Origin of the sequence: Halomonas sp. SpR8 (genome assembly GCF_031010195.1) — a bacterium.
Taxonomy (GTDB): Bacteria; Pseudomonadota; Gammaproteobacteria; order Pseudomonadales; family Halomonadaceae; genus Vreelandella.
Window position 1 is genome coordinate 13,656 of sequence record NZ_JAUAMC010000011.1, and the last position, 26,195, is coordinate 39,850.

Annotated in this window: 21 protein-coding genes; 10 read left to right on the forward strand and 11 right to left on the reverse strand. The window is 55.9% G+C overall.

Annotated features, from left to right (window positions below; translation table 11 throughout):
* Positions 1 to 29: 29 nt before the first annotated feature.
* Positions 30 to 695, reverse strand: a complete 666-nt coding sequence (gene pgl, locus QT230_RS18260) for a 6-phosphogluconolactonase (RefSeq protein ID WP_308323587.1) — start codon at positions 693 to 695, stop codon at positions 30 to 32.
* Between the two features lies 1 nt (position 696).
* Entirely contained in the window at positions 697 to 2,202 is a 1,506-nt protein-coding gene (zwf, locus tag QT230_RS18265; protein WP_308323588.1) for a glucose-6-phosphate dehydrogenase, read from the reverse strand.
* A 306-nt stretch (positions 2,203 to 2,508) separates the two neighbouring features.
* Here zwf and malE point away from each other — a divergent pair, with 306 nt between their 5' ends.
* The 3 genes from malE to malG all read left to right on the forward strand — a co-directional run bounded on the left by malE (position 2,509) and on the right by malG (position 6,250).
* Positions 2,509 to 3,696: a maltose/maltodextrin ABC transporter substrate-binding protein MalE gene (malE, locus tag QT230_RS18270; RefSeq protein ID WP_308323589.1), complete on the forward strand. Its 1,188-nt coding sequence runs from the start codon at positions 2,509 to 2,511 to the stop codon at positions 3,694 to 3,696.
* A gap of 93 nt (positions 3,697 to 3,789) precedes the next feature.
* Positions 3,790 to 5,349, forward strand: coding sequence for a maltose ABC transporter permease MalF (malF, locus tag QT230_RS18275; RefSeq protein ID WP_308323590.1), 1,560 nt, complete (start codon positions 3,790 to 3,792; stop codon positions 5,347 to 5,349).
* A 10-nt stretch (positions 5,350 to 5,359) separates the two neighbouring features.
* Complete coding sequence (malG, locus tag QT230_RS18280; RefSeq protein WP_308323591.1) at positions 5,360 to 6,250, forward strand: maltose ABC transporter permease MalG; 891 nt, start codon at positions 5,360 to 5,362, stop codon at positions 6,248 to 6,250.
* An 80-nt stretch (positions 6,251 to 6,330) separates the two neighbouring features.
* On the opposite strand, the gene QT230_RS18285 is transcribed toward malG, so the two are convergent.
* The 7 genes from QT230_RS18285 to QT230_RS18315 all read right to left on the reverse strand — a co-directional run bounded on the left by QT230_RS18285 (position 6,331) and on the right by QT230_RS18315 (position 15,739).
* Entirely contained in the window at positions 6,331 to 7,080 is a 750-nt protein-coding gene (locus QT230_RS18285) for an anti-sigma factor domain-containing protein (protein ID WP_308323592.1), read from the reverse strand.
* Positions 7,077 to 7,688 (reverse strand): sigma-70 family RNA polymerase sigma factor, encoded by a 612-nt coding sequence (locus QT230_RS18290; protein ID WP_308323593.1) that lies wholly within the window; start codon positions 7,686 to 7,688, stop codon positions 7,077 to 7,079. Before QT230_RS18290 ends, QT230_RS18285 begins: the two co-directional genes overlap by 4 nt.
* A 109-nt stretch (positions 7,689 to 7,797) precedes the next feature.
* Positions 7,798 to 8,322 carry a DUF3455 domain-containing protein gene (locus QT230_RS18295; protein ID WP_308323594.1) on the reverse strand — a complete coding sequence of 175 codons (525 nt, stop codon included), beginning with the start codon at positions 8,320 to 8,322 and terminating at the stop codon, positions 7,798 to 7,800.
* A gap of 115 nt (positions 8,323 to 8,437) precedes the next feature.
* Positions 8,438 to 9,553 carry a sn-glycerol-3-phosphate ABC transporter ATP-binding protein UgpC gene (ugpC, locus tag QT230_RS18300; protein WP_308323595.1) on the reverse strand — a complete coding sequence of 372 codons (1,116 nt, stop codon included), beginning with the start codon at positions 9,551 to 9,553 and terminating at the stop codon, positions 8,438 to 8,440.
* Positions 9,541 to 11,235: an alpha-amylase family glycosyl hydrolase gene (locus QT230_RS18305; RefSeq protein ID WP_308323596.1), complete on the reverse strand. Its 1,695-nt coding sequence runs from the start codon at positions 11,233 to 11,235 to the stop codon at positions 9,541 to 9,543. The genes ugpC and QT230_RS18305 overlap by 13 nt, the downstream gene beginning before the upstream one ends.
* A gap of 162 nt (positions 11,236 to 11,397) precedes the next feature.
* Complete coding sequence (malT, locus tag QT230_RS18310; RefSeq protein WP_308323597.1) at positions 11,398 to 14,103, reverse strand: HTH-type transcriptional regulator MalT; 2,706 nt, start codon at positions 14,101 to 14,103, stop codon at positions 11,398 to 11,400.
* A 127-nt stretch (positions 14,104 to 14,230) separates the two neighbouring features.
* Positions 14,231 to 15,739 carry a carbohydrate porin gene (locus QT230_RS18315; RefSeq protein WP_308323598.1) on the reverse strand — a complete coding sequence of 503 codons (1,509 nt, stop codon included), beginning with the start codon at positions 15,737 to 15,739 and terminating at the stop codon, positions 14,231 to 14,233.
* A 463-nt stretch (positions 15,740 to 16,202) separates the two neighbouring features.
* Between QT230_RS18315 and QT230_RS18320 the strand changes: the two genes are divergently transcribed.
* The 6 genes from QT230_RS18320 (at position 16,203) to QT230_RS18345 (ending at position 23,357) form a co-directional block, all read left to right on the forward strand.
* Positions 16,203 to 17,474 (forward strand): ABC transporter substrate-binding protein, encoded by a 1,272-nt coding sequence (locus QT230_RS18320; protein WP_308323599.1) that lies wholly within the window; start codon positions 16,203 to 16,205, stop codon positions 17,472 to 17,474.
* Between the two features lie 15 nt (positions 17,475 to 17,489).
* Positions 17,490 to 18,473 carry a sugar ABC transporter permease gene (locus tag QT230_RS18325; RefSeq protein ID WP_308323600.1) on the forward strand — a complete coding sequence of 328 codons (984 nt, stop codon included), beginning with the start codon at positions 17,490 to 17,492 and terminating at the stop codon, positions 18,471 to 18,473.
* Positions 18,473 to 19,315: a carbohydrate ABC transporter permease gene (locus QT230_RS18330; RefSeq protein ID WP_064233275.1), complete on the forward strand. Its 843-nt coding sequence runs from the start codon at positions 18,473 to 18,475 to the stop codon at positions 19,313 to 19,315. The genes QT230_RS18325 and QT230_RS18330 overlap by 1 nt, the downstream gene beginning before the upstream one ends.
* Before the next feature lie 29 nt (positions 19,316 to 19,344).
* Entirely contained in the window at positions 19,345 to 20,970 is a 1,626-nt protein-coding gene (locus QT230_RS18335) for an alpha glucosidase (RefSeq protein WP_308323601.1), read from the forward strand.
* 62 nt (positions 20,971 to 21,032) lie between these two features.
* Positions 21,033 to 22,139: a sn-glycerol-3-phosphate ABC transporter ATP-binding protein UgpC gene (locus QT230_RS18340; protein WP_308323602.1), complete on the forward strand. Its 1,107-nt coding sequence runs from the start codon at positions 21,033 to 21,035 to the stop codon at positions 22,137 to 22,139.
* A 168-nt stretch (positions 22,140 to 22,307) separates the two neighbouring features.
* Positions 22,308 to 23,357 (forward strand): LacI family DNA-binding transcriptional regulator, encoded by a 1,050-nt coding sequence (locus QT230_RS18345; RefSeq protein WP_308323603.1) that lies wholly within the window; start codon positions 22,308 to 22,310, stop codon positions 23,355 to 23,357.
* A gap of 7 nt (positions 23,358 to 23,364) precedes the next feature.
* Here QT230_RS18345 and gap read toward each other — a convergent pair whose 3' ends face one another.
* On the reverse strand, positions 23,365 to 24,369 hold the full coding sequence (gene gap / locus QT230_RS18350; RefSeq protein ID WP_308323604.1) for a type I glyceraldehyde-3-phosphate dehydrogenase: 1,005 nt from the start codon (positions 24,367 to 24,369) through the stop codon (positions 23,365 to 23,367).
* Positions 24,370 to 24,604: 235 nt separating this feature from the next.
* On the opposite strand from gap, the gene QT230_RS18355 reads away from it, so the two are divergent.
* Positions 24,605 to 25,081, forward strand: coding sequence for a methylglyoxal synthase (locus QT230_RS18355; protein ID WP_308323605.1), 477 nt, complete (start codon positions 24,605 to 24,607; stop codon positions 25,079 to 25,081).
* A 10-nt stretch (positions 25,082 to 25,091) separates the two neighbouring features.
* Here the strand turns inward: QT230_RS18355 and cra are convergent, their stop codons facing one another.
* Positions 25,092 to 26,069 carry a catabolite repressor/activator gene (cra, locus tag QT230_RS18360; protein WP_308323606.1) on the reverse strand — a complete coding sequence of 326 codons (978 nt, stop codon included), beginning with the start codon at positions 26,067 to 26,069 and terminating at the stop codon, positions 25,092 to 25,094.
* Between the last annotated feature and the right edge of the window lie 126 nt (positions 26,070 to 26,195).

Sequence of the window (26,195 nt, forward strand, 5' to 3'; positions counted from 1 at the left end):
AAATTCTTATTGGCTAAGGCGGCTAGCGCTCAAGGCGCCCAATAAATCGCCACTGGGCAGGTTAAAAAGGCACGAATAGGCAACTGACGAACATCGTCGCCGTTTAATGCCTTGGCCAATACGGCGCGTTTATCGTCGCCGGTAATATGTAGAATATGCCGCCGCGCCTGATGCAGACGGTCGGCCGAAAAGGTAATCCGTGGCTGCGGCTGGCTCGGCGTTCTTACCGCCACTAACGGCTCTTCCGTAGCGAGCGCCAGGGTCAGTTCAGGGCTGTCGGGAAACAGTGACGCGGTATGGCCGTCCCCGCCCATACCCAAAATCACCACGCTGGCAGGCCACGTTAATGATTCCGTTTGCTTGGCGACTTCATCTACGCCCTCTTCGGGGGTAGCTGCGCTGGAAGTTAACGGTATAAAGGTAGCTGCAGCCGCCTCGTCCTGCAGGAGATGCTCACGCACTAACTTGGCGTTGCTGTCACTGCTCTGCTCGCCCACCCAGCGCTCGTCGGCGAGCGTTACATCTACACGCCCCCAGGGCAGCGGTTTGGCCGCCAGCGCTTTAAAAAACGGCACCGGTGTTGAGCCCCCTGAAACCACGAGCAGGACGCGCTCTTGATGGTTTAAGTCATCGTGCAGCGCCTGAAAAACCGCTTCGGCGAGCTGCTCAGCCAGCTGTTGGCGTGCTTGGCTCATATTAATAATCCTCGTACCAGCTGCGGCCATCCTGGGTAATCATGGCAATAGAGGCGACCGGGCCCCAAGAGCCTGCCGGGTAGCGGCGCGGTGGCGTGTCACGTTTTTTCCAACCGTCAATAAGTTGGTCGCACCAGCGCCAAGCGTGTTCGATTTCGTCGCGGCGGACGAACAGATACTGCTGGCCTTTCATGACTTCAAGCAGCAGACGCTCGTAGGCATCGGGTATCCGCGATTTGGGGAATGCATTGTTGAAGTCCAAATGCAGCGGGCCGGGGCGCAGGCGCATGCCTTTATCCAAGCCGCTATCTTTGGTCAACACCTGCAGGGCGATACCCTCTTCCGGCTGCAGACGAATAATCAGCTTATTCGAAGCGATGCCGCGTTGATCCGGATCGAAGATATAGTGCGGCTGCTGACGAAAGTGAATGACGATCTGCGAGAGCTTATCCGGCATGCGCTTGCCGGTGCGCAGGTAAAATGGCACGCCCGCCCAACGCCAGTTAGCCACTTCGGTTTTCATGGCCACAAAGGTTTCGGTCTGACTCTGGGTATTAGCGCCCTCTTCTTCCAGGTAACCCGGCACCGACTGGCCGTCACTAGTACCGGCAATATATTGGCCGCGCACCACATCACGTCCAAGCGCTTCACCCACAAACGGCTTAAGCGCTTTAAGCACCTTCACTTTCTCATCGCGAATGGCATCGGCATCCAGGTTGGAAGGCGGATCCATGGCGATTAAGCACAGCAGCTGCAGCAAGTGGTTTTGCACCATATCGCGCAGTTGGCCTGCCTCATCGAAATATCCCCAGCGCCCTTCGATGCCGACTTTCTCGGCAACGGTAATCTCCACATGGGAGATATTGTTCTGGTTCCACTGGGTGCCGAACAGCGGGTTGGCAAAACGCAGCGCAATCAGGTTCTGTACGGTCTCTTTGCCCAAATAGTGGTCGATACGGTAAATACGCGACTCGGGGAACACTTCACCGATGGCGTCGTTAATTTCAATGGATGAGTGCAGGTCGTAGCCGATGGGTTTTTCAACCACCACGCGGGACTCATCATCCAGGCTTTTACTGGCCTGCAGATGCCGACAGATATCGCCATAAATAGGCGCACCGACGGAGAGATAGACCACCATTGGGCGCGGTGAGCCTTTGCGCCACTGACGAATAGCGTCGTACCCTTCAACGCTGGAGAAATCGAGCTTCAAGTAATCTAAGCGGGCAAGAAAGCGCTCTAAGCTGGGCTTATCCTGCTCGCTGCTTTTCAGCCGTTTTTGCAGCGCGTCGTTAACCATTTTGCGAAATGACGCTGCGTCATGCTCATGGCGAGCCAGCCCCATAATGCGCGTGCTTTCAGGCATCAAGCCTTCACGATCAAGATGGTATAAAGCAGGAAATAGCTTGCGCATGGCAAGATCACCCAGCGCCCCAAACAGCGCTAAATCAATAGCGTGATTCGGATCGCCCAGCGGTGCACCTTGGGAAGCAGTGGACTGGCTCATCGTCGCTCCTATTTATAATTAGGCATCTAATGTAGTTAGATTACCTAAAATCTACCGTAAAGGGGGCATTATACGCAATTATTCGTGTAATTTTACTACAAAATAACCACGCCTGCTGCGCTTTTAACGCGTACTCCGCCTCCCCCTCATGCCATTTTCCTCTTTTACTCTACGCCCTCCATATACGCCACTACTACGCCCCTTAAGGAGGAGGCAGCCTTGAACAGAATTGGCCACGCTGCGGGAGTTGATACATCAATGACCACAACACCAAAATGACCACAACAACAACGAGGCTATTACTTAATGGCATCACTACGCTATGTTATCAGACCCCTACTCTCCGCCACGCTGGCTGCCAGCGCTACCTTGCCCGCCTTCGCCTTTGAAGATGATCGCTTAACTATATGGATGGGCGATAACAAAGGCCAGGAAGGCATTCAGCTCGTGGCCGAGCAATTTCTAGAAGACACCGGTATTGAGGTTGAAGTGGTCTTCCCAGACAACCTGACCGATCGTTTTCAACAGGCGGCGGGCAGTGGCCAGGGGCCAGATATCGTGATTTGGGCCCACGACCGGATGGGCGAGTGGGCACAAAGCGGCCTATTAAAACAGGTAGCGCCTAGTGACACTTTCCGAGAGGCGTTTTACAACTTTACCTGGGACGCTACCCTGTGGAATGGCGAAACCTACGGCTACCCAATTTCAGTCGAATCCCTCGGGCTCATTTACAACAAAGCGCTGGTGGACACACCTCCGGAGAGCTTTGTCGAGCTAATGGAACTAGATCAGACGCTTTCCCAAGAGGGCAAAAAGGCCATCCTGTTTGATTACAGCGAGCCGTACTACGGTTGGACACTGCTGGCAGCCAACGGCGGCTACCCGTTCAAACAGACCGACAGCGGTTATGACGTTAGCGATATTGGTGTCAACAACGCCGGGGCCTTACAGGGAGCAGAGCTGCTGGTTGAGTTGATCGAAAGCGATGTACTGCCCCGCGGCACCGACTACAACCTGATGGATACCCGCTTTAACCAGGGTGAAGTCGCCACCATGATTAGCGGCCCCTGGGCGTGGCCTAATCTGGAGCGTAGCGGGATTGATTATGGCGTCACGCTGCTGCCTAAGGTGGGCGATGAACGGGCCAAACCGATGTTTGGCGTGATGACGGCAATGATCAACTCCGCCACGCCGAACGACTTTCTCGCCGTCGAGTTTTTAGAGAACTACCTGCTCAGCGAAGCGGGCATGCGCACCTTTAATAACGACGGCTCGCTAGGCGCAGTAGCCCATATCAACTATCAGGCTGAGCTTGCCGACAATCCCAACATTGCTGCCACGCTGGAAAATGCGGAAGTAGGCATGCCAATGCCCAATATTCCTGAGATGGGCGCCTTTTGGGCGGCCATGGAACCGGCACTGCAAAACATCGGCAGCGGGCGTCAATCGCCTCAAGAAGCGTTGGATGCGGCGGCACGGCGCATGCGCCAGTAGCGCTATCTTTACCACCCTCTTTCTTTACCACGCTCTTTTTGTGCCTTTACTGTTCGGTGGCGCAGACTGCCGAACAGCTTTCAGGAAGTCATCATGTATACCACCAACGCGTCTCGCGGCCTTCCCCGTCACCGCTCTCATCATCTCTCCGAACGTTACACCCGCTGGGCCCTGCGCTGCGTGATCGCTGCTCTGGTGATTGCGTTTTTATGGCTGGTGATGGCATTTCACCTTAACGGCCAGTGGATGTTTGCGCTGCTCTTTCTAGTCCTGGGCGGTTCGCTAGCCGTTGTATTTACCAAACGCACGTTAATGAGCCATCGCTATATTTTTCCTGCCGTCGCGGGGCTTGGGGTGTTTGTTATATTTCCGTTGCTTTACACCATTGGCATTAGCTTTAGTAACTACAGCTCCAGCAACCTGCTCTCTGAAGAGCGCGTGCGCGGCCAACTGTTAAGCCAAACCTACCCGCAAGCGGGAGACGCCTTTAACCTTGCACTTTACCAAGAGGAGGAACTAATACGCCTCTACTTGGAGAGCTCCCAAGGACAGCGCTTTGTTTCCTCCCCGCTCAATCTCACCAATCAGGAAACCCGCCAAATCGGTATTCAATCCGTCGATGCGCCACCTGTTCAGGACCCCCTGGGCATGCGTGCCATTATTCAGGCACGTGATTCGCTGCAAGGGCTTCGACTACTGACACCCGAGGGTACTGAGCTGCGTATGGCGGGATTGCGCCAGTTTGCGCCCATGGTGAACCGCTACGAAGCCCGCGATGATGGCTCACTCTATGACCGCCGCGAAGACCGCGTGCTGATACCTGATCAAACCACCGGCTTCTTTGTCGCCGATAACGGCGAACAGATTACCCCGGGGTGGCCGGTTAACGTGGGCTTTACCAACTATACAAAGATTTTTACCGACCCGGATATCCGCGGGCCGTTTATGCAGATTTTTGTATGGACGTTTGTTTTCGCTGCGCTAACGGTGGTCCTTACCTTGGCCGTCGGTTTTGTACTGGCATCGCTGTTGCAGTGGAACCAGCTCAAAGGCAAAGCCATTTATCGGACGCTGCTGATACTGCCCTACGCTGTACCTGCGTTTATCTCGATACTGATTTTCAAGGGCATGTTTAATCAGCACTTCGGCGAAGTGAATATGATTTTAGATACGCTGTTTGGAATTCGTCCTGAATGGTTTACTGACCCGTGGCTCGCACGCTCCATGCTCCTGATCGTCAACACTTGGCTGGGCTACCCCTATATGTTGCTGCTCTGCATGGGGTTAATCCAGGCGATACCTCAGGATCTCTACGAAGCCTCTGCAGTAGACGGCGGCGGCCCGCTCACCAACCTGTTCAAGATTACGCTGCCGCTGATAATCAAACCGCTCACACCGCTCCTGATTGCCGCCTTTGCGTTTAACTTCAACAACTTTGTGCTGATTGCGCTGCTCACTGGGGGCAACCCGGATATTCTTGGCGCGAGTACGCCGGCGGGCACTACCGATCTACTGGTTAGCTACACCTACCGCATCGCCTTCCAGGATGCCGGGCAAAACTTTGGGCTGGCAGCCGCTATCGCCACGCTTATTTTCTTGTTGGTGGCGGGTATGTCGCTGCTTAATTTGCGCCTTTCCAAGGTTAAGGTTTAGGAGGTTTATCATGGCGATGGTTCAACCCCGCTCCATTGGCGCCCGCCGCCTGGGAGCACACTTGGCACTGATTGGCTTTGTGTCGCTGATCGTGTTTCCGCTGCTGCTGGTAATTTCAATTTCGTTCCGTGAGGGCAACTTTGCCTCGGGCAGTTTGATACCCGAGCGCCTCTCATTAGAGCACTGGTCGCTGGCGCTGGGTATTCCCTGGGAGCGGCCAGACGGCAGCATTGTCCAGCCGCCCTTCCCGGTGCTGCTGTGGCTATGGAACTCGATCAAAGTGGCGGTGGTATCGTCGGTGTTGATTCTTATGCTGGCCACCACCAGCGCCTACGCCTTTGCCCGTATGCGCTTTAAAGGCAAAGAGCCGCTGTTGAAAGGCATGCTGATTTTCCAGATGTTCCCTGCAGTGCTTTCGCTGGTGGCGCTCTACGCGCTGTTTGATCGACTAGGACAGTTCGTGGGCTGGTTAGGCATTAATACCCACGGGGCGTTAATTGTGGCGTCCTTGGGCGCAGTGGCCCTGCACATCTGGACAATCAAAGGCTACTTCGAATCAATCGATGGATCACTTGAAGAGGCCGCAATGGTCGATGGAGCCAGTACTTGGCAGGCGTTTCGCTATATTTTGCTGCCGCTTTCCATCCCCATATTGATGGTCGTCTTCATTCTGGCGTTTGTGATGAGCATTATGGAGTACCCCATGGCCTCAGTGCTGCTGGTGGATGAGCACAAGCTAACCCTGGCGGTGGGCGCCCAGCAGTACCTTGCCGACCACAATCAGCGCTGGGGCAATTTTGCCGCTGCTGCGGTGCTTTCCGGCCTACCGATTACCGTAGCGTTTTTGATCTGCCAGCGCTGGATTATTGGTGGTTTAACGGCAGGGGGTGTGAAAGGCTGACCATCGACCTGTGGCTATTAACTCGCTTGGGCAGTTGACAGCTCAATTCGGCGCTATCCCCGGTAGCGTTAACTTTTTCGCTAAATCTCGACCGCTCGGCCAATAAACTCAATGGGGCCAGTAGGCAAGCCGGTGGCCGAACCGGCTTCGTCTTCCAGCGTTAGCTCAAACAGCTGGTTATCTTCAAGCGGCGGCAATTGATCTAAGCGCAGTCGAATCGGCTGGCCTGGCTCCACTAAGCCCAGCGATACCGGTGCCTGCCACTCGTCTGCTTTAGTCCAGAACTCTAGCGCTTTGCCTTCAGGTACTTCGAAGGTACCCAGCGGAATCAGCTCTATTTCCTGCCGCGATGAGGCTTGCACCACCCAACCTGCTGACTGCGTTTGCGGGGCAAGTAGCACCACCATGTACTCAGGCGTAGTTGGAATTGTCGGCTTGGTGACTTCGTTTGCCAACATTACCCCCATCACTAACGCCGCCGCTAAGCCAAACCCGGCAGCGCCCCGCCAAAGTGGCAAGCTGTGTAGGATGCGGCGAGGGCTTCGCGGCGCAATAGCGGCACCAGTCCGTTTAACGGACGTCTCGCGTGCTTTTAAGCTGCGCTCAATGCGCGGCCATAAATAATCAGAAGGCGTTACTGGATCGGTGATAGCGGTATAGGGTAAGAAACGCTCTTCCCAAGCCATCACAGCTTTTTGCAACTCAGGCTCATTGGGCAACCGCGCTTCCAGTGCTTTGCGTTGCTCTAACGACAGCGTGCCCAGCACGTATTCACCCGCCAAGGCATGGTCATCGTCTTGTTCTGGTTCGTGCTGACTGGGGCGAGTCATGTCATACACTCCCGTAGGCGCAGCAAACTGCGCTTGATCCAGGCTTTGACGGTGCCCAGCGGCGCCCCGGTATGCGCTGAAATTTCCGCGTGACTAAGACCGTCAACATAGGCGTGAAGTACGCAGTTACGCCGCTCTGGCTCAAGTTGTTCTAAACAGCGATCCATTCGCTGGCCGGTCTGCCAATCGAAGGTGTCTTCTACAACCGTCGCGTGCTGGAGATGTTCTGGGTGATCCAACTCAGTCGGATCATTACTGCCAAAAGTACTGTCATAAGTACTGTCATAAGTACTTTCATAAGTACTATCAAAAGTGACTTCCCGGTCACGGTATCGGATGGCATTAAGTGCAAGGTGGCGTGCCACACTAAATATCCACGCCCTTGCTGAGCCCTTATCAGGGTCAAAACTGTCGGCACGCTGCCAAATATTGAGGCAGGCGTCGTGGACAATGTCTTCGGCCATACCGCGATCTTTAACGATTCTTACGACAACACCTAGTAGTCGGGCACCCTCATGAACATAGAGTTGGTGCAAGGCGTCATGCTCGCCACGGGCACAGTTGGCTAATGCCACAGCATGATCAAATTCAGAAGAGTCGTCAGTCAAACCCTAGCTCCCTGGAGACGGCACCGACGCCAGTCGTCGTTTTCACAGACAGCATAGCCGCTGGGAGCTCGACACACGAGCCCCCAGCGAAATTAGCGCTCTTCTCGACTTATTCAGCCGCCCAGAAGATGTAGTCCGCCTGGTAGGTAACAACAGCCGTAGCACCGTCGTGATCCATATCGCAGGCCACATCCGGAGCAACGCCACCCTCTGTGTTCAAGCGCTGAATGTAACTAACCCCGGACATTGCGCCTTCGCCTTCAGCGGGGTTGGCTTCAACCAGTTGGAGCGGAATATTGCCATCACCATTGGCAGCCGTGGCTAGCTGAGTACCGGTAATTTTTGAACCATCCAACGCTTCCCAGGTAGCGGGCGGACCGTAGTAGCTGCCAACCTGGCTGCCGTCGCTATCATTAAGCGCAGCGTGCGGGCCTTTAAAGACCCAAGCCATGGTGTCTTCGTCGTTCATTTCACACATATAAGTGATCGCGCCAACGCCGACGGTTTCGAGCGCAACGGTGTTGCCGTCCGGCACTTGGACATCCGCAGGCGTCATATCTGCCAACGCGGCATGACTGAAGGATGCAATCAGAGTGGCGGCCAGGGTAGCGCGCGTTAGATGATGAATGGTCATTTTCAGTCTCCTAAAGATTTATTATCAGCTGCCTTAAATAGCGGCTGTATAGGGAATACCCGCGAGGAGACGTTTTGGATGCACTCTTTTATAAAAACTTTTAAAAATTATAAAATCATCGGCTAACCCCATCTATCGTGACTTGACGCGGGCAGGCATTGCCCTGCTGATCAAAAAGATGACAGTGCTGGCCCGCTAAGCCCAGAGCGACCGTTTGACCTTCGATTAGTTGCGTTAAGCCATCCAGGCGCTGGGTTAAGGGAGTGTCGACACCTACCACCTGCCAATGGGCAAGGGTCTCGTAGCCCAGCTTTTCTGCCACCATCAAGGTAGCGCCTAGCGTGGCTTCGGCTAGCTCGGGGGCGACAAAGTCTTCTGCTCGCAATCCCAGTGTGACGCGCTCGCCTGAGTGAAGATGTTGGCCATTAACCGCCACTGCCAGGGTGTCGCCACTATCCAGGCGCACCACCGTTTGGCGCTCGCCAGGGTCTACTACCGTCACTGGGAAGGTATTAATCCGCGGTGAGCCGATAAACTCAGCCACCTCTAAGGTTTGGGGAAAGTGATACAGCGACAGCGGCGCACCCACCTGGGCAATACGACCCTTGGAAAGCAGCACAATGCGGTCGGCTAAGGTCATCGCCTCCACTTGGTCATGGGTTACGTAGATCATGGTGGCGTTCAAGCGCTTATGCAGCGCGGCGATCTGCACCCGCATATCTACCCGCAGCGCGGCATCCAGATTGGAGAGTGGTTCATCAAATAGAAACACCGCCGGCTCTTTTACCAGGGTGCGGCCAATGGCTACCCGCTGGCGCTGGCCACCCGAGAGGTCTTTGGGTTTACGCTCCAGGAGCTCGGTGAGGTGCAGCATCTCAGCGGCGTGCTGCACACGGCGGCGAATCTCCGCCTTGTCAGTCCGCGCCAGCTTCAGGCCAAACGCCATGTTCTCTGCCACGCTCATATGCGGGTAGAGCGCGTAAGATTGGAACACCATGCCGATGTCCCGCTCCTGGGGCGGAATCTCGTTGATCCGCTGGCCATCCAGTTGCATATCCCCTTCGGTAATATCCTCCAAGCCCGCAATCATGCGCAACAATGTGGATTTACCGCAGCCGGAAGGCCCGACAAACACCACAAACTCGCCGTCTTCGATGGTGAGATCGATATCCCGGGAGATTTCCACGCCGTCAAAGGATTTACCAATACCGCTTAGGGTTAAACGTCCCATGGCGCGTTCTCCTGGGTTTGCGGGCAACGGGCAATCGCCACGCCATAGGGCGGAAGGGACAGTTGAGGTAGCGTCAGCGCACCCTCCGACCACTCACCGTTAAGCAACGTGGGAGCACCGGCGATGGCTTCAGCGCCCTCAGGTGCTGCGCGGGTAACCGTTTGGCCGCTAAAATTGAGTGCAATCAGTAAGCGCGTTTGTTGGTAAGTGCGCTCCAGGCAAAGCACCTCATCACGTACTGGGTGGTAGAGCACATCGCCTTTTACCAGCGCAGGCTGGGTGCGGCGGAAGGCTAAAAACTCACGGTAAGCATTAAGCAGCGAATCAACATCATCATCCTGTTGATCAACCGCAAGGCTTGCATGGGCTTCAGGCACCGGCAGCCATGGCGTGGCGCTGCTGAAGCCTGCATGGCGAGCATCCGCCTGCCAAGGATGCGGGGTGCGGCAGCCATCACGACCTTTATAGGCAGGCCAGAAGGTAATACCCGCAGGGTCCACCAATTGATTGAACGCCAGTTCAGCTTCGGGCAGGCCTAGCTCTTCACCTTGATAAAGGCATACGCTACCCCGCTGGCTTAGCAAAAACACCATATACAGGCGCAGCTTATCCAACTGCCCTTCCGCCTGCCAGCGGGTCGCCAGCCGGGTGACATCGTGATTGCCCAGCGCCCAGCAGGGCCAGCCATCGCCAATACGCGCTTCCATTTCGGTCAGCGTTTCATGCAGATAACTGGGGTCGGCTTTATCGGTCAGCAGGTTGAATGAGTAGCACATGTGCAGCCGCTTGCCGCCCTGGGAGTACTCCGCCATCACGCCCAGCGCGTCGTCGTCGCCGACTTCGCCCACGCTGGTAGTGCCGGGGTACTCATCCAGCAGGGCGCGCAGCCGCTCCAGAAAAACGAGATTTTCCGGCTGGGTTTTGTCGTACTGGTGGAGCTGGTAACCGTAGGGATTGTCGGGGCGTACCCCTAAAAAGCTTTCGGTGATCTCCTGACGCGGCGGGTTATCCTTTAGCTCGCCGTGGGTGCAGAAGTTCACCGCATCCAGCCGAAAGCCGTCTACGCCACGCTCTAGCCAGAAGCGCACTTCCTCCAGCATGGCATCCACCACCGCTGGGGTGCGGAAGTTAAGATCCGGCTGGCTGACCAGAAAGTTATGCAGGTAATACTGGCAGCGGCGGGTGTCCCACTGCCAGGCGCTGCCGCCAAATACCGACTGCCAGTTAGTGGGTGGCGCGCCATCGGGTTTGGGGTCGGCCCATACGTACCAGTCAGCCTTAGAGTTATCGCGGCTTTGGCGGCTCTCTTCAAACCAGGCGTGCTGGTCGGAGGTGTGGGACATCACCTGATCAATCGTCACCTTCAATCCCCTGGCATGGGCGGCTTCCACTAGTCGGTCAAAGTCTTCCAGCGTGCCAAACATCGGATCAACATCGCGGTAGTTGCTGATGTCGTAGCCAAAGTCTTTCATCGGCGAGGTAAAAAACGGCGAGAGCCAAATAGCATCGACGTTAAGCGAGGCGACATAGTCGAGCTTGTCGATGACTCCTTTTAAATCGCCAATACCGTCGCCATTGCTATCCATAAAGCTGCGCGGGTAAATTTGGTAAATCACGGCCCCTCGCCACCAGTCGGCTCCCTGGCTGCCAACGTAGTGAGAAGTAGAAGGTGTCTGCATCATGGTGAGTCCTTATCCTTGTTTTTGCCGACGGTTTTTTAAACGACTGAGTTATTACCGATAGCTGGCATGATGCAGGCTACACCGCTAGATAAAATCCTCCCCCAGGGGTGGTGTTAGGCGTAGACGCGAGGAGTAGGTGTAAAAGGAAAAGTGACAACACCATCACTCCCCTTGTATATGTGCCAAGAGCTGCCCGGCCAGAGCAATCGCTTCATCCCGGCGGCGAATATTCTGCTTTTGGTAAAGACTACGGATATGGGTTTTGATGGTGGTGGGCGCCACCGATAGCTGCTCGGCAATCTGCTCATTGGAAAGACCGGCATGAATAAGGCCGAGGATTTGCCACTCCCGGCGAGTCAGCGGCGACGTGCGGATTAGCTCGGGCACATCCGGCCTCGCGACAATATCGGCGATCACCGTTTCATCCAGCATTAAGCGTCGGGCACTGCCAAAGTCCTTTTGTCGACCAGCAAGCGTTAGCAACCGCTCTGCTCTTGCCTGCTCTAAAGCAGCCAGCGTGCCGTTGGCGATTAATCTGGCAAGCAGTTCACGAAGGGGGTTGCCTAGGCGTAAAAAGCTGCCGACCAGCGCGGTGCGAGAAGCTAAGCGAAGCGCCTGCTGCATGTGCTGGCTGGCTTGCTCTAACTGGCCTTGATGCCAGGCCACCGCCGACAGACAGAGTTGGTTGCGGTTGGCATCAGTCACCAGCCCCAGGCGCTGGGTATGCGCTTCAAGGGCTTCCAATAGCGTGTGGGCTGCGCCGTAGTCTCCCAACAGCGTAAGCGCCCGGGCGTGGTTACGCACATTGCACTGGGAAAAGTGGTTGGTGGCACTGTCGATGAGCGGCGCCGGGGCTTCCTGACGCCAGCGTACTACGGCATCCATATCATGGGTCGAGTGCCACCAAGCCAGTAGCGTAGCGTGGGCGTTCGCCACCCAGTCGATGTGGTAATCCCCTTCGGCAAGAATTTTACGCAACCGACGAATATGGTCGGCGCACTGAGCTTGGTCACCACGGCTTTGGGCAACTTTTGCCAGTTGAATATGACACTGCAGCGTCCAGCGTTCACCCTGATTATCCAGTACGGCGATACCTTTCAAGGCCGCCTGTTCAGCTTCATCCAATCGGTGCCACTCCCACAGCACCTGGCTGCGAATGCGGTAGAGAAATTCTGCCACGGGCAGATGCTCAAGCTCAGCTCGCTCCACGTGGGCAAAGGCTCGCTCTTGGATATCGTAGGCGGCCTGGAGGCGTCCTTGGGCAACCAGCACTTCGGATTGATGACAAAGCGACCATAGCAGCAGTTGGTGGTCTTCACGCTGGCGGGACTGATGTTCTACTTCGCGAACTCGCTGCAGCGATTCGTCTAAATACCCCTGCACAAAGCGCGCCTCACTCAATATGGCGGTTGCGGTGAGCGGCGTTGAGGCTAAATAGCGGGCAGGCACGGCCAGCGCCTGCTCAGCCAGCGGTGCGGCACGCTCGGCATTGCCCTGATTAATCGCCAACTGCGCGCGCAGGGTGGCAAATTCAGCGCTAAGCCGCTGCCACTCTGGCGTATTTAGTTGCGCTTCAATCCAGCCAATCACCCGGGCGGTAATATCAAACTGAAACTGAGCATGGGAGACCCACCCATACAGCAGTGCAAGCTCTGGGCTGGTGGTGAGTCGCGGCTCACCGAGCAGAGCAAAGCCCTTGGCCAACAGTGCGTAGGCACCGCTTGCCAATAGGGCTGGCCCTTCTGCGGTCAGTAGACTGGCCACGTCTTCAGGGGCTTCGGCAAGAATTGCCTGGCGCAGTGCCATCACCGGATCGTTCAAGGCTAGCCACGCTTGGCTGGCACGCCGGTGGAGCGTGCGCTGGGTGGCAAGGCTTAGCTCATGACGGCGGTGGCGTAGATACTCACCAAACAGCCGTTGGAAGCGGTACCATTGGGCGTGGGGATCAGGCCGTTCAATAAATAGTCCCGTCTGTTCAAAGGCCTCCAAGCGCTGTGTTAGCCGCTCGCCTTCTAGCAAGCGCGCCATTAGTTCAGGAGAAAAACGCTCCAGCACCCCAAGTTGCAACATCAGCTCGCGCTCTTCCAAAGGCAGTGCTGCAGAGAGCAGTTCGTCAAACCAGGCGACAAAGTCGGGGTGAGCGCCACTTAACCGATCAACCATAGCGTCAAAGCCTGCCCTAGTGGTGGTGCGCTCTACCAGCCAGCTCAGCGCCATTACCCAGCCACCGCTTCTGCGTAGCGCGCGCTCCAGGCTTACTCGTGTGGGTGGAAAGCTGAGCTGCTCTGCGCAAAGGGTTTGCGCCTCTTCACTATCAAAGGCCAGGCCGCTAAGGTCGATCTCTTCAAGCTCGCCTCTTAGTCGCAGGCTTGCCAACCCCAGAGCTGGTCGCGAACGGCTAGCCAGGGTCAAGGTTAGCCAGGGCGGCTGATGGCGTAGCCAGTGGGCCAGCCCGGCTAAAATATCGGGATGCGTGAGGTGTTCAAATTCATCCACCACCAACCGGCATGGGGTTCGCTGCTCGGGTAACTCGCCAAGCCAGCGCTCTAACTGCTCAACGCAGTCGGCCTCTTCGGCCACCGGTGACAGCGGCGCTTTTTCATCCAACAGTGAATTGAGTGCTGCCTGCCAATAGGCTAAAAATCGCGCAGGCTGATTATCTCGCTGATCCAAACGTAGCCAAGCGGCTTCCTGCTCCAGCGCCGGTAGCCGCTCGGCCAGCAGCGTGGTTTTGCCATACCCCGAAGGGGCCTGCACCATCAGTAAGCGAACATGTTCATTTAAACCAAAATGGTCATTTAGGCGCGGCCTGGCTACCACGCTAAGCAGCAGTAGCGGTGCTTTTAGTTTCTCGTGTAGAAGTGACATAAGCTCTCTCCTGGGCAGCCCTGCTAACCGTACACCAATGTGATTAAAGCGCTACAAAAAAGCCCGCGACGGATCGCGGGCAAAGTGCATTGGAGAAGAAACAGTTAAATCAAGCAACTCGCATCGGTTAGAACCACACTTCGGTCTGAACGCCGAAGGTCCACTGGCCGCCGGTAAAGCCTTCGTTGCCCAGTGCGCTGGCACCGTAGTTGTTGAGGTCATCATCCCAGTCGCTGAAAGTAGTGAATAGTCGAATCTCAGGCCGCTGCCAGAAGCCACCAACTTCCGGCTTGAAGGTAGGCGCAATAGTGAACTTGCTGAAGCCACCATCCACGGCGTTACGACCACTGTATCCCTGGGGATCGAGATCCATCCACTGATAGCCAGCTTCGTACTGCATTTCAAAGTTCTGCGTTAGCTCGTTGGCTAAGCGTACGTTAAGCCCTGCCCAGTTGTACTTATCGCCCTGGACATAACGGTCTTCGCTGGTTTCAGCCAGAATAGAGGGGGCAACGCGCCACTGCGGGGCAATATAAGTAGTGCCGTAGAGCGCTAGGCGCGTGGCGGTGGCATCATCGGTTAGATCACCCCGTGAACCAATACTTTTGGTCTCGGCGCCTAATCCCTGACCATGCAACACAGCCGCTTTGAAGTTGCCCTCGCCCATACCGAAGAAGCTGTCGCCGTGATAAGCAATCATGGTATGGAAACCGGTATCGGCCGCGGTCTGGCCGACATCAATATCGCGCTCGTCGTTATCTGCAGCGGACATACCGTTGACCATCCACTGCCAGTTACCGAAGTAGTTGTTAGAGGTCAGAATCAGGTTGTCGGTGTCGCCCTCTAGGCCAGGGTTTTCTCTATCGACGATGGGGTAGTCGGAAAAGCTGCGGCCATAAATCGACAGGTTGGACTTCCAGTTGTCGGCCAACTGCATGTCGTAGATACCGCCACCGGTACCCGCCAGGAAGACCACATCGCTGTCGAGCCAATGGATATCAAAGTTATCGCGGTCAAAACGCTTACCGGCCCAGATCGAGGCATTTTCAAAGGCGCCGGTAAAGCTGGGAAGATCGCTGAATTCAGCAAACACCTGACGCACATTGATGTCCGATTCACCGCCGGTCCAGTCATTGCTCGAGGTCGTGCCGTCAGCAATCATGGTGCGGTAAAGCGCTTTGGCGCCGTTATCGAACTGCATGCGGTAGTTGAAAATCGCTTCGGCGTAGGTATCGGGCTCATTGCCTAAACGACCAACGGCGCCGCCCTCGCCACCGGCGGGAGTCAAATAAGGCCCGGCGTTCTCGCTTTTACCATCTTCACCAATCAGCAAACCTGAGCGGGCGTAAACGTTAAACGAGAATCCCTCTTCGCCATCAGCGTAACGCTCCACTCGCGCCAGGCGCTCTTCAATCTCCGCGTCGCTCTCTGTAGCCACGGCGGTCGACTGTGATCGCTCGGCAATCTCGGCACGTCGCTCGGCGGCTTCAGCGCGCTGTTCCGCTGCTTCAATGCGGGCTTCCAGTTCGGCAAAGCGTTGTTCCATGGTCATTTGTGCCGAAGCAACACCACTAATCCCTAAGCTGGCGGCGGCAATCGCAATCGCTAACGGCGTTTTGAATGTCATTTTATGCATTGTTTTGAGTACCCTATTGTTATTGATAAGCGGCTGTTTTAACGCAGCTATCTTTAAGAGCTTGTGTCTAAATCGATTAAGATCATATCGATAACACTTCCCTTGTACATTTCGCCCAGTGGGGGTAGCGGCGGTCATTAAACGCCACGGTGCTTAAGGAAAGACAACCAGAACTTAATCGATTAAGTCACTTATTGCCAACGGCTAGTTGCTAATTAGCGACTAATGTCTAAGGAACTATTTTATTTAGTGAAAACTGAATAATGCCGTTAGACAAAAGTCTCTATTGCACTTTTTCAGCCGAAGCGGCTAACTGAGCGACACTATCTTAATCGATTAAGATAAGAGTTAAGAGAGCGATTGAGCGCACTTTAAATTGTTTAACGCTGTTTTTGATGCAACACCGTCCACAACAACCATCTACAACCATCATCCACAACAATAAACGTCGAGGTACGCCGTTATGAAAAAGACTTTAATCACTACCGCTATCGCCGTGGCCAGCACGCTGAGCGCGACAAGCCAAGCCCAGGCTGAAGAGCTCACCATTTCTTGCGGTGCGGTAGGCGCGGAGCTAACGCTTTGCCAGGAGGGCGTCGCCGCCTGGGAGGAGAAAACCGGACATAGCGTCGATGTGGTTTCAACGCCCAACTCCTCCACCGAGCGCCTTTCACTTTATCAGCAGATCCTGTCGGCTAATTCCAGCGATATCGATGTGATGCAGATCGACGTGGTGTGGCCCGGCCTACTCGCCAACCACCTGCTGGATCTACGCGAGGTGCTTGGCGACGATGTCGCCGCTGGGCACTTTGATACCATCGTGACCAATAACACCATCGACGGCCGACTAGTCGCCATGCCGTGGTTTACCGATGCGGGCGTGCTTTACTACCGAGAAGACCTGCTGGAGAAATATGGCCATGAAGTGCCAAAGACCTGGCAAGAACTCACCGACATTGCCCGCGAGATTAAGGACGCCGAACGCGCTGAGGGCAATGACAGTATGCAGGGGTATGTCTTCCAGGGACGTGCTTACGAGGGTTTGACCGTTAATGCCCTTGAGTGGGTGGCCAGCTTTGGCGGCGGCAACGTCGTGGAAACTGATGGCGAAATTAGCATTAACAACGAACACGCTGCCGAGGCACTTGATCTTGCCGCCTCCTGGATTGGCGATATCTCGCCCAACGGCGTACTTAATTACACCGAAGAGGAAGCGCGCGGCGTGTTCCAGAGCGGCGGCGCGGTGTTTATGCGCAACTGGCCCTACGCTTGGTCGCTCGCGCAGAGCGAGAATAGTGACGTTCGCGGCAAAGTGGGGGTAACCCAACTGCCCGCAGGTGGTGAAAACGGCAAAAGTGCCGCTGGTTTGGGCGGCTGGAACTTGGCCGTGTCGCGCTACAGCGAACACTCTGAGTTAGCCGCCGATCTGGTTGCTTTCCTGACAGGGGAAGAAGAGCAGAAGCGTCGTGCCATTCAAGCCTCTTACAACCCCACTATCGATGCGCTTTACCAGGACGACGAAGTGCTAGAGGCGGTGCCCTTCTTTGGCACGCTTTACGAAACCTTCGTTAACGCTGTTGCACGGCCCTCCGCGCCCACCGGCGATGCCTATGGCCGGGTGAGTAACGCCTTCTTCAGCACCTCCCATGATGTGCTTTCTGGCACTAAAGATGGCACTCAAGCGGTCGCTGACCTTGAAGACGAATTGGCTCGCCTAAAGCGTCGCAACTGGTAACCCTGGAGACCCTCCATGTCGACCTCCATCAAGCATGATGACGCGCCCGCCGGGGCGCGTCCTTTGACTACCAAGCATCGCCGAGGCACTAAGGTTCGCCGTCAGCGGGTGAAAGCCGCCTGGTTGTTTTTAGCCCCAATGCTGATTGCGTTAACTCTAGTGGCTGGTTGGCCGCTGGTGCGCACCTTTTTTCTCAGCTTCACCGATGCGTCACTGTCAGACTTAAGCGCTGCCAATCTGATTGGCTTTGAGAATTACCTCGTCTATGACGATGGCCGCTGGTATGGGGTACTAGCCGACTCGGTGTGGTGGCAGTCGGTATGGAACACCGTTTACTTCTCGGTGGTGTCGGTATCCCTGGAAGTGGTATTCGGGGTGATTGTCGCGCTGATCTTGAACGCCGAGTTTAAGGGCCGCGTAATCGTTCGCGCTGCGGTACTGATTCCCTGGGCAATTCCCACCATCGTTTCTGCGCAAATGTGGGCGTGGATGCTCAACGACCAGTTCGGCATTATCAACTATATGCTGATGGGTCTTGGGGTGATTGATGCTCCCATCGCCTGGACCGCCAACGCCACCTACTCCATGTGGGCGGTGATTATGGTCGATGTGTGGAAAACCATCCCCTTCGTGGCATTGCTGGTGCTTGCTGCCCTGCAAATGCTGCCCAAGGATTGCTACGAGGCCGCTGAAGTAGACGGTATTCACCCGATTCGGGTGTTCTTCAAGGTCACCCTGCCGTTGATTACCCCGGCGCTCATGGTGGCGGTGATTTTCCGTTTGCTGGATGCGCTACGTGTTTTCGATGTGATTTACGTACTGACTTCTAATTCCACCAGCACCATGTCGATGTCGGTATACGCCCGCCAGCAGTTGGTCGAATTCCAGGATGTCGGTTACGGCAGCGCTGCCTCTACCCTGCTGTTCTTAATTATTGCTCTGGCCACCGTGGCTTATCTCTACGTTGGGCGTAAACAAATCCAATTAGGAGGTGACTAATGAACACGCGTCAGTTGGCCAAAGTAGCCAAGCGCGTCGGGTTTTGGGCGCTGATTGTGCTGATCATGGTGTATGCCGTTTTCCCGTTCTACTACGCGGTGGTCACCTCATTAAAACCGTCGAGCGACCTGTTCCGGGTTGAGCTGTGGCCGTCGAACTGGAACTTCGATAACTACATCAGCGTCTTCACCCAGACCAGCTTTCTGCGCGCTATTTTCAACTCCATCATCGTGGCGGTTAGCGTGGTGTTCATCGCTCTACTGCTCGGCATTACCGCTTCATACGCCCTGGGCCGCGTGCGCTTTCGCGGGCGCTCTACGGTGCTGCTGGTGATTCTGGGCGTCTCGATGTTTCCCCAGGTGGCGGTGCTCTCTGGGCTGTTTGAGGTGATCCGTGCACTCAATCTCTATAACAACCCCGCCGGGCTGATTCTCAGCTACACCATCTTCACCCTGCCCTTCACCGTGTGGGTATTGACCACCTTTATGAAGCAGCTACCCATGGAGCTGGAAGAGGCCGCCATTATGGACGGCGCCACGCCCTGGGTGACGATCACAAAAGTGTTTCTGCCGCTCATGTGGCCTGCCATGGCGACCACAGGATTGCTGGCATTTATCGCCGCTTGGAACGAGTTTCTGTTTGCCCTCACCTTCACACTCACCGACACCCAGCGCACGGTACCCGTCGCCATCGCGCTGCTGTCAGGCGGCAGCGCCTACGAACTGCCCTGGGGGCCAATTATGGCCGCTTCTGTGGTGGTCACGGTGCCGCTGGTCGTATTAGTGATTATCTTCCAGCGCCGCATTGTGTCAGGCCTTACCGCCGGTGCCGTTAAAGGCTAAGGATTTTTATGTCAACAATGGATTTCAAGATGCAAGACAACACTCTTTGGTGGCGCGGCGGCGTTATCTACCAGATTTACCCGCGCAGCTTTATGGATAGCCACGGCGATGGTATTGGCGACCTTAAAGGCATCACTGAAAAACTCGATTACGTGGCGTCTCTGAACGTGGACGGTATCTGGCTATCGCCATTTTTCACCTCGCCAATGCTCGATTTTGGCTACGACATTAGCGACTACTGCGATGTTGACCCCATGTTCGGCACCCTGGAGGACTTTAAAGCACTGCTGAAAAAGGCCCACTCGCTGGGGCTGAAGGTGATGATCGACCAGGTGATTAGCCATACATCGGATCAGCACGCTTGGTTTCAGGAAAGCCGCCAGGATCGCACCAATCCAAAAGCGGACTGGTTTGTATGGGCAGACCCCAAGCCGGACGGCACGCCACCCAACAACTGGCTGTCGATTTTTGGCGGTCCGGCATGGACGTTTGATTCACGGCGCCAGCAGTACTATATGCATAACTTTCTCACCAGCCAGCCGGACGTCAACTTCCATAACCCGGAAGCACGTCAGGCGCAGTTGGATAATATGCGCTTCTGGCTGGATCTGGGCGTGGACGGTTTCCGCTTGGATACGGTCAACTTCTACTTCCACGACGCCGAACTGCGCGACAACCCGCCGGTTCCCAAAGGCGAAGCCAAAACCTTGGGCGCACCCGATAGCAATCCCTATACTTGGCAGCGCCATGTATATGACCTTAGCCGTCCGGAGAACCTCGACTTCCTGAAAGACCTGCGCGCACTGATGGATGAATATCCCGGCACCACGACCGTGGGTGAAATCGGCGACGATAACCCGCTTGAGCGTATGGCCGAGTACACCGCCGGTGGCGACAAGCTGCATATGGCGTACACCTTCGACCTGCTCAACATGCCCCACTCGGCACGCTATATTCATGAAGTGCTGGAGCGCTTTCAGCGTCTGGCGGGTGATGCCTGGCCCTGCTGGGCAACCTCAAATCACGATGTGGTACGCAGCGCCACCCGCTGGGGCGCAGGTGAACACCCTACCGCCTACCCTAAAGTGGCGCTGGCCATGCTCTGCTCGCTACGCGGTAGCGTCTGCCTTTACCAAGGCGAAGAGCTGGGCCTGCCGGAAGCCGACGTCCCCTTTGAACGCATCCAAGACCCTTACGGCAAAGTGCTGTGGCCGGAGTTCAAAGGTCGCGACGGTTGCCGCACGCCAATGCCCTGGAACGACAGCGAACACGGCGGCTTCTCCAATGTTGAGCCCTGGCTACCCATGGAGGTCAGCCATCGCGACCTGGCGGTAAGCCGCCAGCAGGATGATGCCAACTCCACCTTGAATACGCTGCGCAGCATGCTGGCCTTCCGTCGCCAGCACCCCGCGCTGTTCGACGGCGACTTAACGCTGGTCGATGTGGGCGAAACGCTGCTCGGTTTTACCCGTCAAAAAGATGCTGAAAAGCTGCTGTGCGTTTTCAACCTCAACGCTGAAACGCAGACGGTTAACTTGCCGCTAACGATAGACAGCGATTTGCAGGGACACGGCTTTACCCCCCAGCGCAACGGTGACAGCCTGACGCTACCGGGATACCAAGCGGCCTTTATGCGCGTCGCCGATAATACTTAACCATACAAAACAACAGACCGACCCAACGCCAGCAAAGCAGTGAGGTCGGCAAGGAGTCACCCATGGCCAGTGTAACGCTTAGCAAGATCAACAAAGTGTTTGGCAGCGATCACATTATTAACGATGTGGATCTACATATTGGAGACGGCGAGTTTGTGGTGTTCGTAGGCCCCTCCGGCTGCGGCAAGTCGACCCTTTTGCGCCTGATCGCCGGTTTGGAATCGATTAGCGATGGCGACCTGCGCATGGACGACACCGTGGTCAATGACTTGCCACCGCGGGAACGCGGGGTGGGCATGGTGTTTCAATCCTATGCGCTTTACCCGCACATGACCGTTTACGACAACATGGCGTTTGGCCTGAAACTGGCCAAAACCGCCAAAGAGACGGTGCACGAGCGGGTCATGAGCACAGCCAAGATTTTGCAGCTTGAAGAGCTTTTGCACCGTAAGCCCAAGGCGCTTTCCGGCGGCCAGCGCCAGCGGGTGGCCATGGGTCGAGCCATGGCGCGTGAACCGCGCATCCTGCTATTTGATGAGCCGCTTTCCAACCTGGACGCCTCACTGCGGGTGCAAATGCGCAACGAGATCGCTCGGCTGCATCATCGTCTCGGTTCAACCATGATTTACGTCACCCACGACCAAGTGGAAGCCATGACCCTGGCCGACAAAATCGTGGTGCTGAACGGCGGCTACGTTGAGCAGGTCGGTAGCCCCCACGAGCTTTATCAGCGTCCAGCGACGAAATTTGTTGCCGGGTTTATGGGCTCACCGACCATGAACTTTATGCCCGCAGAGTTGCTCGCTGGCAACGCCAGCGGCTGCCGCGTACGGGCCACGGGGATTGGCGAACTTGACCTCCCCCAAGATGCCCAGCAACGGCAAAGCGGTGAAGCGTTGACGCTTGGCATTCGCCCAGAGCATCTATGCTTAGCTGCTCCCACTGATAGCAACTGCTTTGATATCGTCAACGTCGAGTATTTAGGCAACGAGGTTTACGTCTACCTTGAGCCCAAACAGGGCGATACGCTACTGATCCACCGCAGCGAAGCACCCAGCCAGTGGAAGGAGGGTCAGCAGGTATCACTGGCAGCGGATTGGGAAAAAGTCCACTTGTTTGATGACAACGGTACGGCGCTGAAATTAGCGGAACAGCAGGCGGCCGCTTAACTCACGAGACAACCAAGATATACCCGCATTACCGACCCGCTGTGTGTGCCTAACCTCCCCTTCGCTTATCATGGGGAGTGGCAGCACCCAGCGGGTCGATTTTATCTAACGCGCCTTTTAAATAGCTAAGCCTTCAATTATTAAAAAATAGCCTGCTAAGGACACATTGTGACTGATCAGCGCCGTATGACACTCAAGGATCTTGCGCAGGAACTCAACGTCTCCACGGCGACGATTTCCAATGCCTTTAACCGCCCGGATCAGCTCTCTCCAGCCCTGCGCGAACGGATACTCAAGCAGGCCAAACGGCTGGGGTACAGTGGCCCTGACGCCAAAGCGCGCAGCCTGCGTACTGGTCGCTCGCGGATTATTGCGGTGATTCTTGCCGAAAGCCTTACCTACAGCTTGAATGACGCCGTGGCCAGCGAGTTTCTTTCTGGGGTTGCCGAAGTTCTCGATGCCCATGGACACACGCTGCTGCTACTGCCGGGGCGCGGCCACGCCTCCCAACCGCCGGGATCGGCCAATATCGCCGATGGCTTTATTGTTTACGGGCTGATGCCCAACAACAAACTGCTCGATGAACTGCCCGCCCAGCGTAATTTGGTGTCCGTTGATTTTGATATTGAAGGCTGCCCAACGGTGCATATCGATGATACCGCCGCCAGCTATAAAATCGCCCAGCACGCATTGAGCCATTTGCCCAAACGTCCGGCAATCATCAACCTGCGCTTAACCAAAGAGGCCTGCAATGGCCGCGTAACGGCTGAACACACCCTGCTGCCCCATACCAGCACGATCAGCCGTGCTCGGCTGGAGGGGTTTCACGCCGCGCTTCAAGAGCGCGCGATGGATACGGAGCAGGTACCGCTGTGGAATATCGAGGAGAATACCTTCGAAGTGTGTTCGCCGGTGATTGCCGAGATTCTCGACCAGCCCATCGAACAGCGGCCAGACCTGCTGCTGTGCATGTCTGACCGCATTGCGCTGACGGCGCTAACCCTCGCCGAGCAGCGCGGTATTCGCGTACCGGAAGAACTGCGCATTACCGGGTTTGATGGCATTGCCGAAGGGCAGTACCGCGCACCGCGCTTAACCACGGTACGCCAGGATAGCGGGGGTAAGGGGCGGATCGCGGCACAGATGATTCTAGGCCGCGTGCCCCTTGCCCAGCAGCTGCTGCAAACGGAGCTACTGCTGGGCGATACCTGCCCTTAGGAAGGCGTTATTTAGCCGTCGCCTGCATGGCCAGCGCGGTATCCAGCATACGGTTGGAGAAGCCCCACTCGTTGTCGTACCAGGCCATGATTTTGACCAGACGGCCATTCACGCGGGTGTGGTTGGCATCAAAGGTCGACGAGTTAGCATCGTGATTGAAGTCGATAGACACCAGCGGCTCAGCATTGACCGCCAACACCGGCGAGTTGGCGGCAGCCTTCTCAACGATGGCGTTGATCTCTTCCTTGGTGGTATCGCGTCCGGCGGTAAACGTGAGATCCACCAGCGAAACGTTGATCACCGGCACACGAACCGCCAAACCATCGAACTTGCCCGCTAGCTCCGGCAATACGATGCCTACCGCCGCCGCAGCGCCGGTTTTGGTCGGGATCATCGAGTGGGTGGCACTGCGCGCCCGGTAGGGGTCAGTGTGATAAACATCCGACAGGTTTTGGTCGTTGGTGTAAGCGTGCACGGTGGTCATTAAACCGTTTTCGATACCAACAACATCGTTTATTGCTTTCGCTACCGGTGCTAAGCAGTTGGTGGTGCAGGAAGCGTTAGAAACAACGGTATCTTCAGCAGTCAACACACCTTCATTGACACCATAAACGATCATCGCATCGGCATCCGGGCTAGGAGCAGAAATCAGCACGCGCTTGGCCCCCGCTTCAATATGCTTGGCCGCCGCTGCACGCTTGGTGAACAACCCAGTGCACTCCATCACCAGATCAATATTCATTGCTGACCACGGCAGTTTCGCAGGGTCGCGCTCTGAAGAGATGGCGATACGATCGCCATCCACCGTGATGCTCTCGGCGTCGTGTTCTACCTTAAAAGGGAAGTGGCCATGCACAGTGTCGTGACGCAGCAGGTGGGAATTTAGCGAGGGATCGCCTAGATCGTTAATGGCAACCACCTGAACACGGTCACGGTAGCTGTTTTCGTAGAGGGCGCGCAGCACATTGCGGCCGATACGGCCAAATCCGTTAATCGCAACTCTTATTGTCATGATAGCTCCTCAATTACCAGTGATAGCCAATGGTATGTTTTGTAAAAAATTTACCAAAAATACGTACTTAAACGTCATGATAGCGGAAAATCCTGCTTCAACCGCCTCAATTCGCTAGTTAACATCCAATATGTAGTAAAATTACTATATAAACACTATCGTAGTCCAATACTAAAAAACCAAAAAGTGGAAAGACCAGCATGACAAAGAACACTATGAGAAAGAGGGTATCGCTATGAGTGACGCGCAACCGCCCCGCCAGGCTATTCGCACCCTGCAAGCGCGCAAGCGCATTGCGCTCATTGCCCACGACGGCAAGAAGAGTGAAATGCTGGAGTGGGCCACCCGCTGGCAGGACACGCTTAGCCAGCATGAGCTTATTGGCACTGGCACCACCTCTAAGCGGCTTAAGAACGCGCTAGGTCTTGAAGTCGAGGGGCTCATGAGCGGTCCATTGGGTGGAGACCAGCAGATTGGCGCACGGATTGCGGAGCAGCAGTTGGATGTGTTGATCTTCTTTTGGGATCCCTTCTCTCCCCAGCCCCACGACCCGGATGTCAAAGCGCTGCTGCGCTTAGCAGCGCTGTGGAATGTGCCGGTCGCCTGCAACGCGGCGAGCGCCGACTTTCTGCTCTCCTCGCCCTATTTGAGTGAGAGCTACGACATGTCGATACCGGATGCTGCAGCCTGGGCCCAGGCCAGAACGGTCTAACATCAAGCCTCTAACGGGTATGCAGGTGGCGCGCCACCACCTGCAGCCCGCACTCATAGCTACCGTTCATAGCGGCTAATGCGCAGTTCAGCGTTAATTCGGCGATACGGTCATAGTCTTGCAGCGCTGAATTAACTGGCTGGGGGAGAAAATCCAGCAGCCGGTGATCGCCAAAGGTGGCCAGGCGGGTATTTTCAGGCAATCCGCCACGCTCCAAGAACACATCAAACACCCCCTCCATCAGCGTGTAAGAGCCAGCCACCAGTGCATCGGCACCGCCCTGTTCATCCAGCAGTAGAGCTGCCAAACGCGCCCCTTCGCTGCGCTCATAGTGCGATCCGGTTAGATAGAGCGGTTCAATCGCAGTGCCTTCGAGTGCCGCCTGAAAGCCCGCCCGCCGTTCGCAGCTAACCGACAGGTTCGGCATTGCTTCCAACCAGGCAACGCGCTTGGTTTCCTCGCCGATCACCGAGCGCGTCAACGTATTAGCCGCCTCTTGATCGTTACTCACTACGCTGGCAAAACGGGCCGGGTTAAGGCCACGGTCCATACCCACCACGCACCAGCCCTCATCTACTAGATCGGCATAAAACGTATCGTCGCTGGGCAGGCAGCTGGCGGTAATCAGCACTTCACAACGCTGAGCTCGCAGCGCCAGAGCGAGCGTTCGTTCGCTCTCTGCGCAGTCATCTGAACTGACGATTAACAGCTGGTACCCCTGCTCCCGGGCACCACGTTCCAGGCGCTTGGCTAGCCGGGCGTAACTGATATTTTCCAGATCCGGCACGATAAGCCCCAGCAAGCGGCTAGCGCCCCGGCGCAGCGCTGCCGCCTGGGGGTCAATGTGGTAGCGGTGTTGACGCACCACCGTCATCACCTTATCGATGGTTGCTGCGCTAATGCGCCGCTGCTCGGCCTGGCCATTAATCACGTAACTAGCAGTCGTGCGCGAGACGCCGGCTAGCCGGGCAATATCGGCAAGTGTCATGGTGGCTCCTCTTCAAGTTACTCGGCAGTTTATCAGCAAGTTAGCGCCTACCAGACCAAAGTCTAAAAGCACAAGCCTTGTTTCATTCAGTGAATCGATTCAGCATAGCCAACTATACACCGATGA

Excerpts from the sequence above, each read along its gene's own strand:
- pgl (WP_308323587.1), bottom strand. The coding sequence starts at position 695 with ATGAGCCAAGCACGCCAACAGCTGGCTGAGCAGCTCGCCGAAGCGGTT.
- zwf (WP_308323588.1), bottom strand. The coding sequence starts at position 2,202 with ATGAGCCAGTCCACTGCTTCCCAAGGTGCACCGCTGGGCGATCCGAAT.
- malE (WP_308323589.1), top strand. The coding sequence starts at position 2,509 with ATGGCATCACTACGCTATGTTATCAGACCCCTACTCTCCGCCACGCTG.
- malF (WP_308323590.1), top strand. The coding sequence starts at position 3,790 with ATGTATACCACCAACGCGTCTCGCGGCCTTCCCCGTCACCGCTCTCAT.
- malG (WP_308323591.1), top strand. The coding sequence starts at position 5,360 with ATGGCGATGGTTCAACCCCGCTCCATTGGCGCCCGCCGCCTGGGAGCA.
- QT230_RS18285 (WP_308323592.1), bottom strand. The coding sequence starts at position 7,080 with ATGACTCGCCCCAGTCAGCACGAACCAGAACAAGACGATGACCATGCC.
- QT230_RS18295 (WP_308323594.1), bottom strand. The coding sequence starts at position 8,322 with ATGACCATTCATCATCTAACGCGCGCTACCCTGGCCGCCACTCTGATT.
- ugpC (WP_308323595.1), bottom strand. The coding sequence starts at position 9,553 with ATGGGACGTTTAACCCTAAGCGGTATTGGTAAATCCTTTGACGGCGTG.
- QT230_RS18305 (WP_308323596.1), bottom strand. The coding sequence starts at position 11,235 with ATGATGCAGACACCTTCTACTTCTCACTACGTTGGCAGCCAGGGAGCC.
- malT (WP_308323597.1), bottom strand. The coding sequence starts at position 14,103 with ATGTCACTTCTACACGAGAAACTAAAAGCACCGCTACTGCTGCTTAGC.
- QT230_RS18315 (WP_308323598.1), bottom strand. The coding sequence starts at position 15,739 with ATGCATAAAATGACATTCAAAACGCCGTTAGCGATTGCGATTGCCGCC.
- QT230_RS18320 (WP_308323599.1), top strand. The coding sequence starts at position 16,203 with ATGAAAAAGACTTTAATCACTACCGCTATCGCCGTGGCCAGCACGCTG.
- QT230_RS18325 (WP_308323600.1), top strand. The coding sequence starts at position 17,490 with ATGTCGACCTCCATCAAGCATGATGACGCGCCCGCCGGGGCGCGTCCT.
- QT230_RS18330 (WP_064233275.1), top strand. The coding sequence starts at position 18,473 with ATGAACACGCGTCAGTTGGCCAAAGTAGCCAAGCGCGTCGGGTTTTGG.
- QT230_RS18335 (WP_308323601.1), top strand. The coding sequence starts at position 19,345 with ATGCAAGACAACACTCTTTGGTGGCGCGGCGGCGTTATCTACCAGATT.
- QT230_RS18340 (WP_308323602.1), top strand. The coding sequence starts at position 21,033 with ATGGCCAGTGTAACGCTTAGCAAGATCAACAAAGTGTTTGGCAGCGAT.
- gap (WP_308323604.1), bottom strand. The coding sequence starts at position 24,369 with ATGACAATAAGAGTTGCGATTAACGGATTTGGCCGTATCGGCCGCAAT.
- QT230_RS18355 (WP_308323605.1), top strand. The coding sequence starts at position 24,605 with ATGAGTGACGCGCAACCGCCCCGCCAGGCTATTCGCACCCTGCAAGCG.
- cra (WP_308323606.1), bottom strand. The coding sequence starts at position 26,069 with ATGACACTTGCCGATATTGCCCGGCTAGCCGGCGTCTCGCGCACGACT.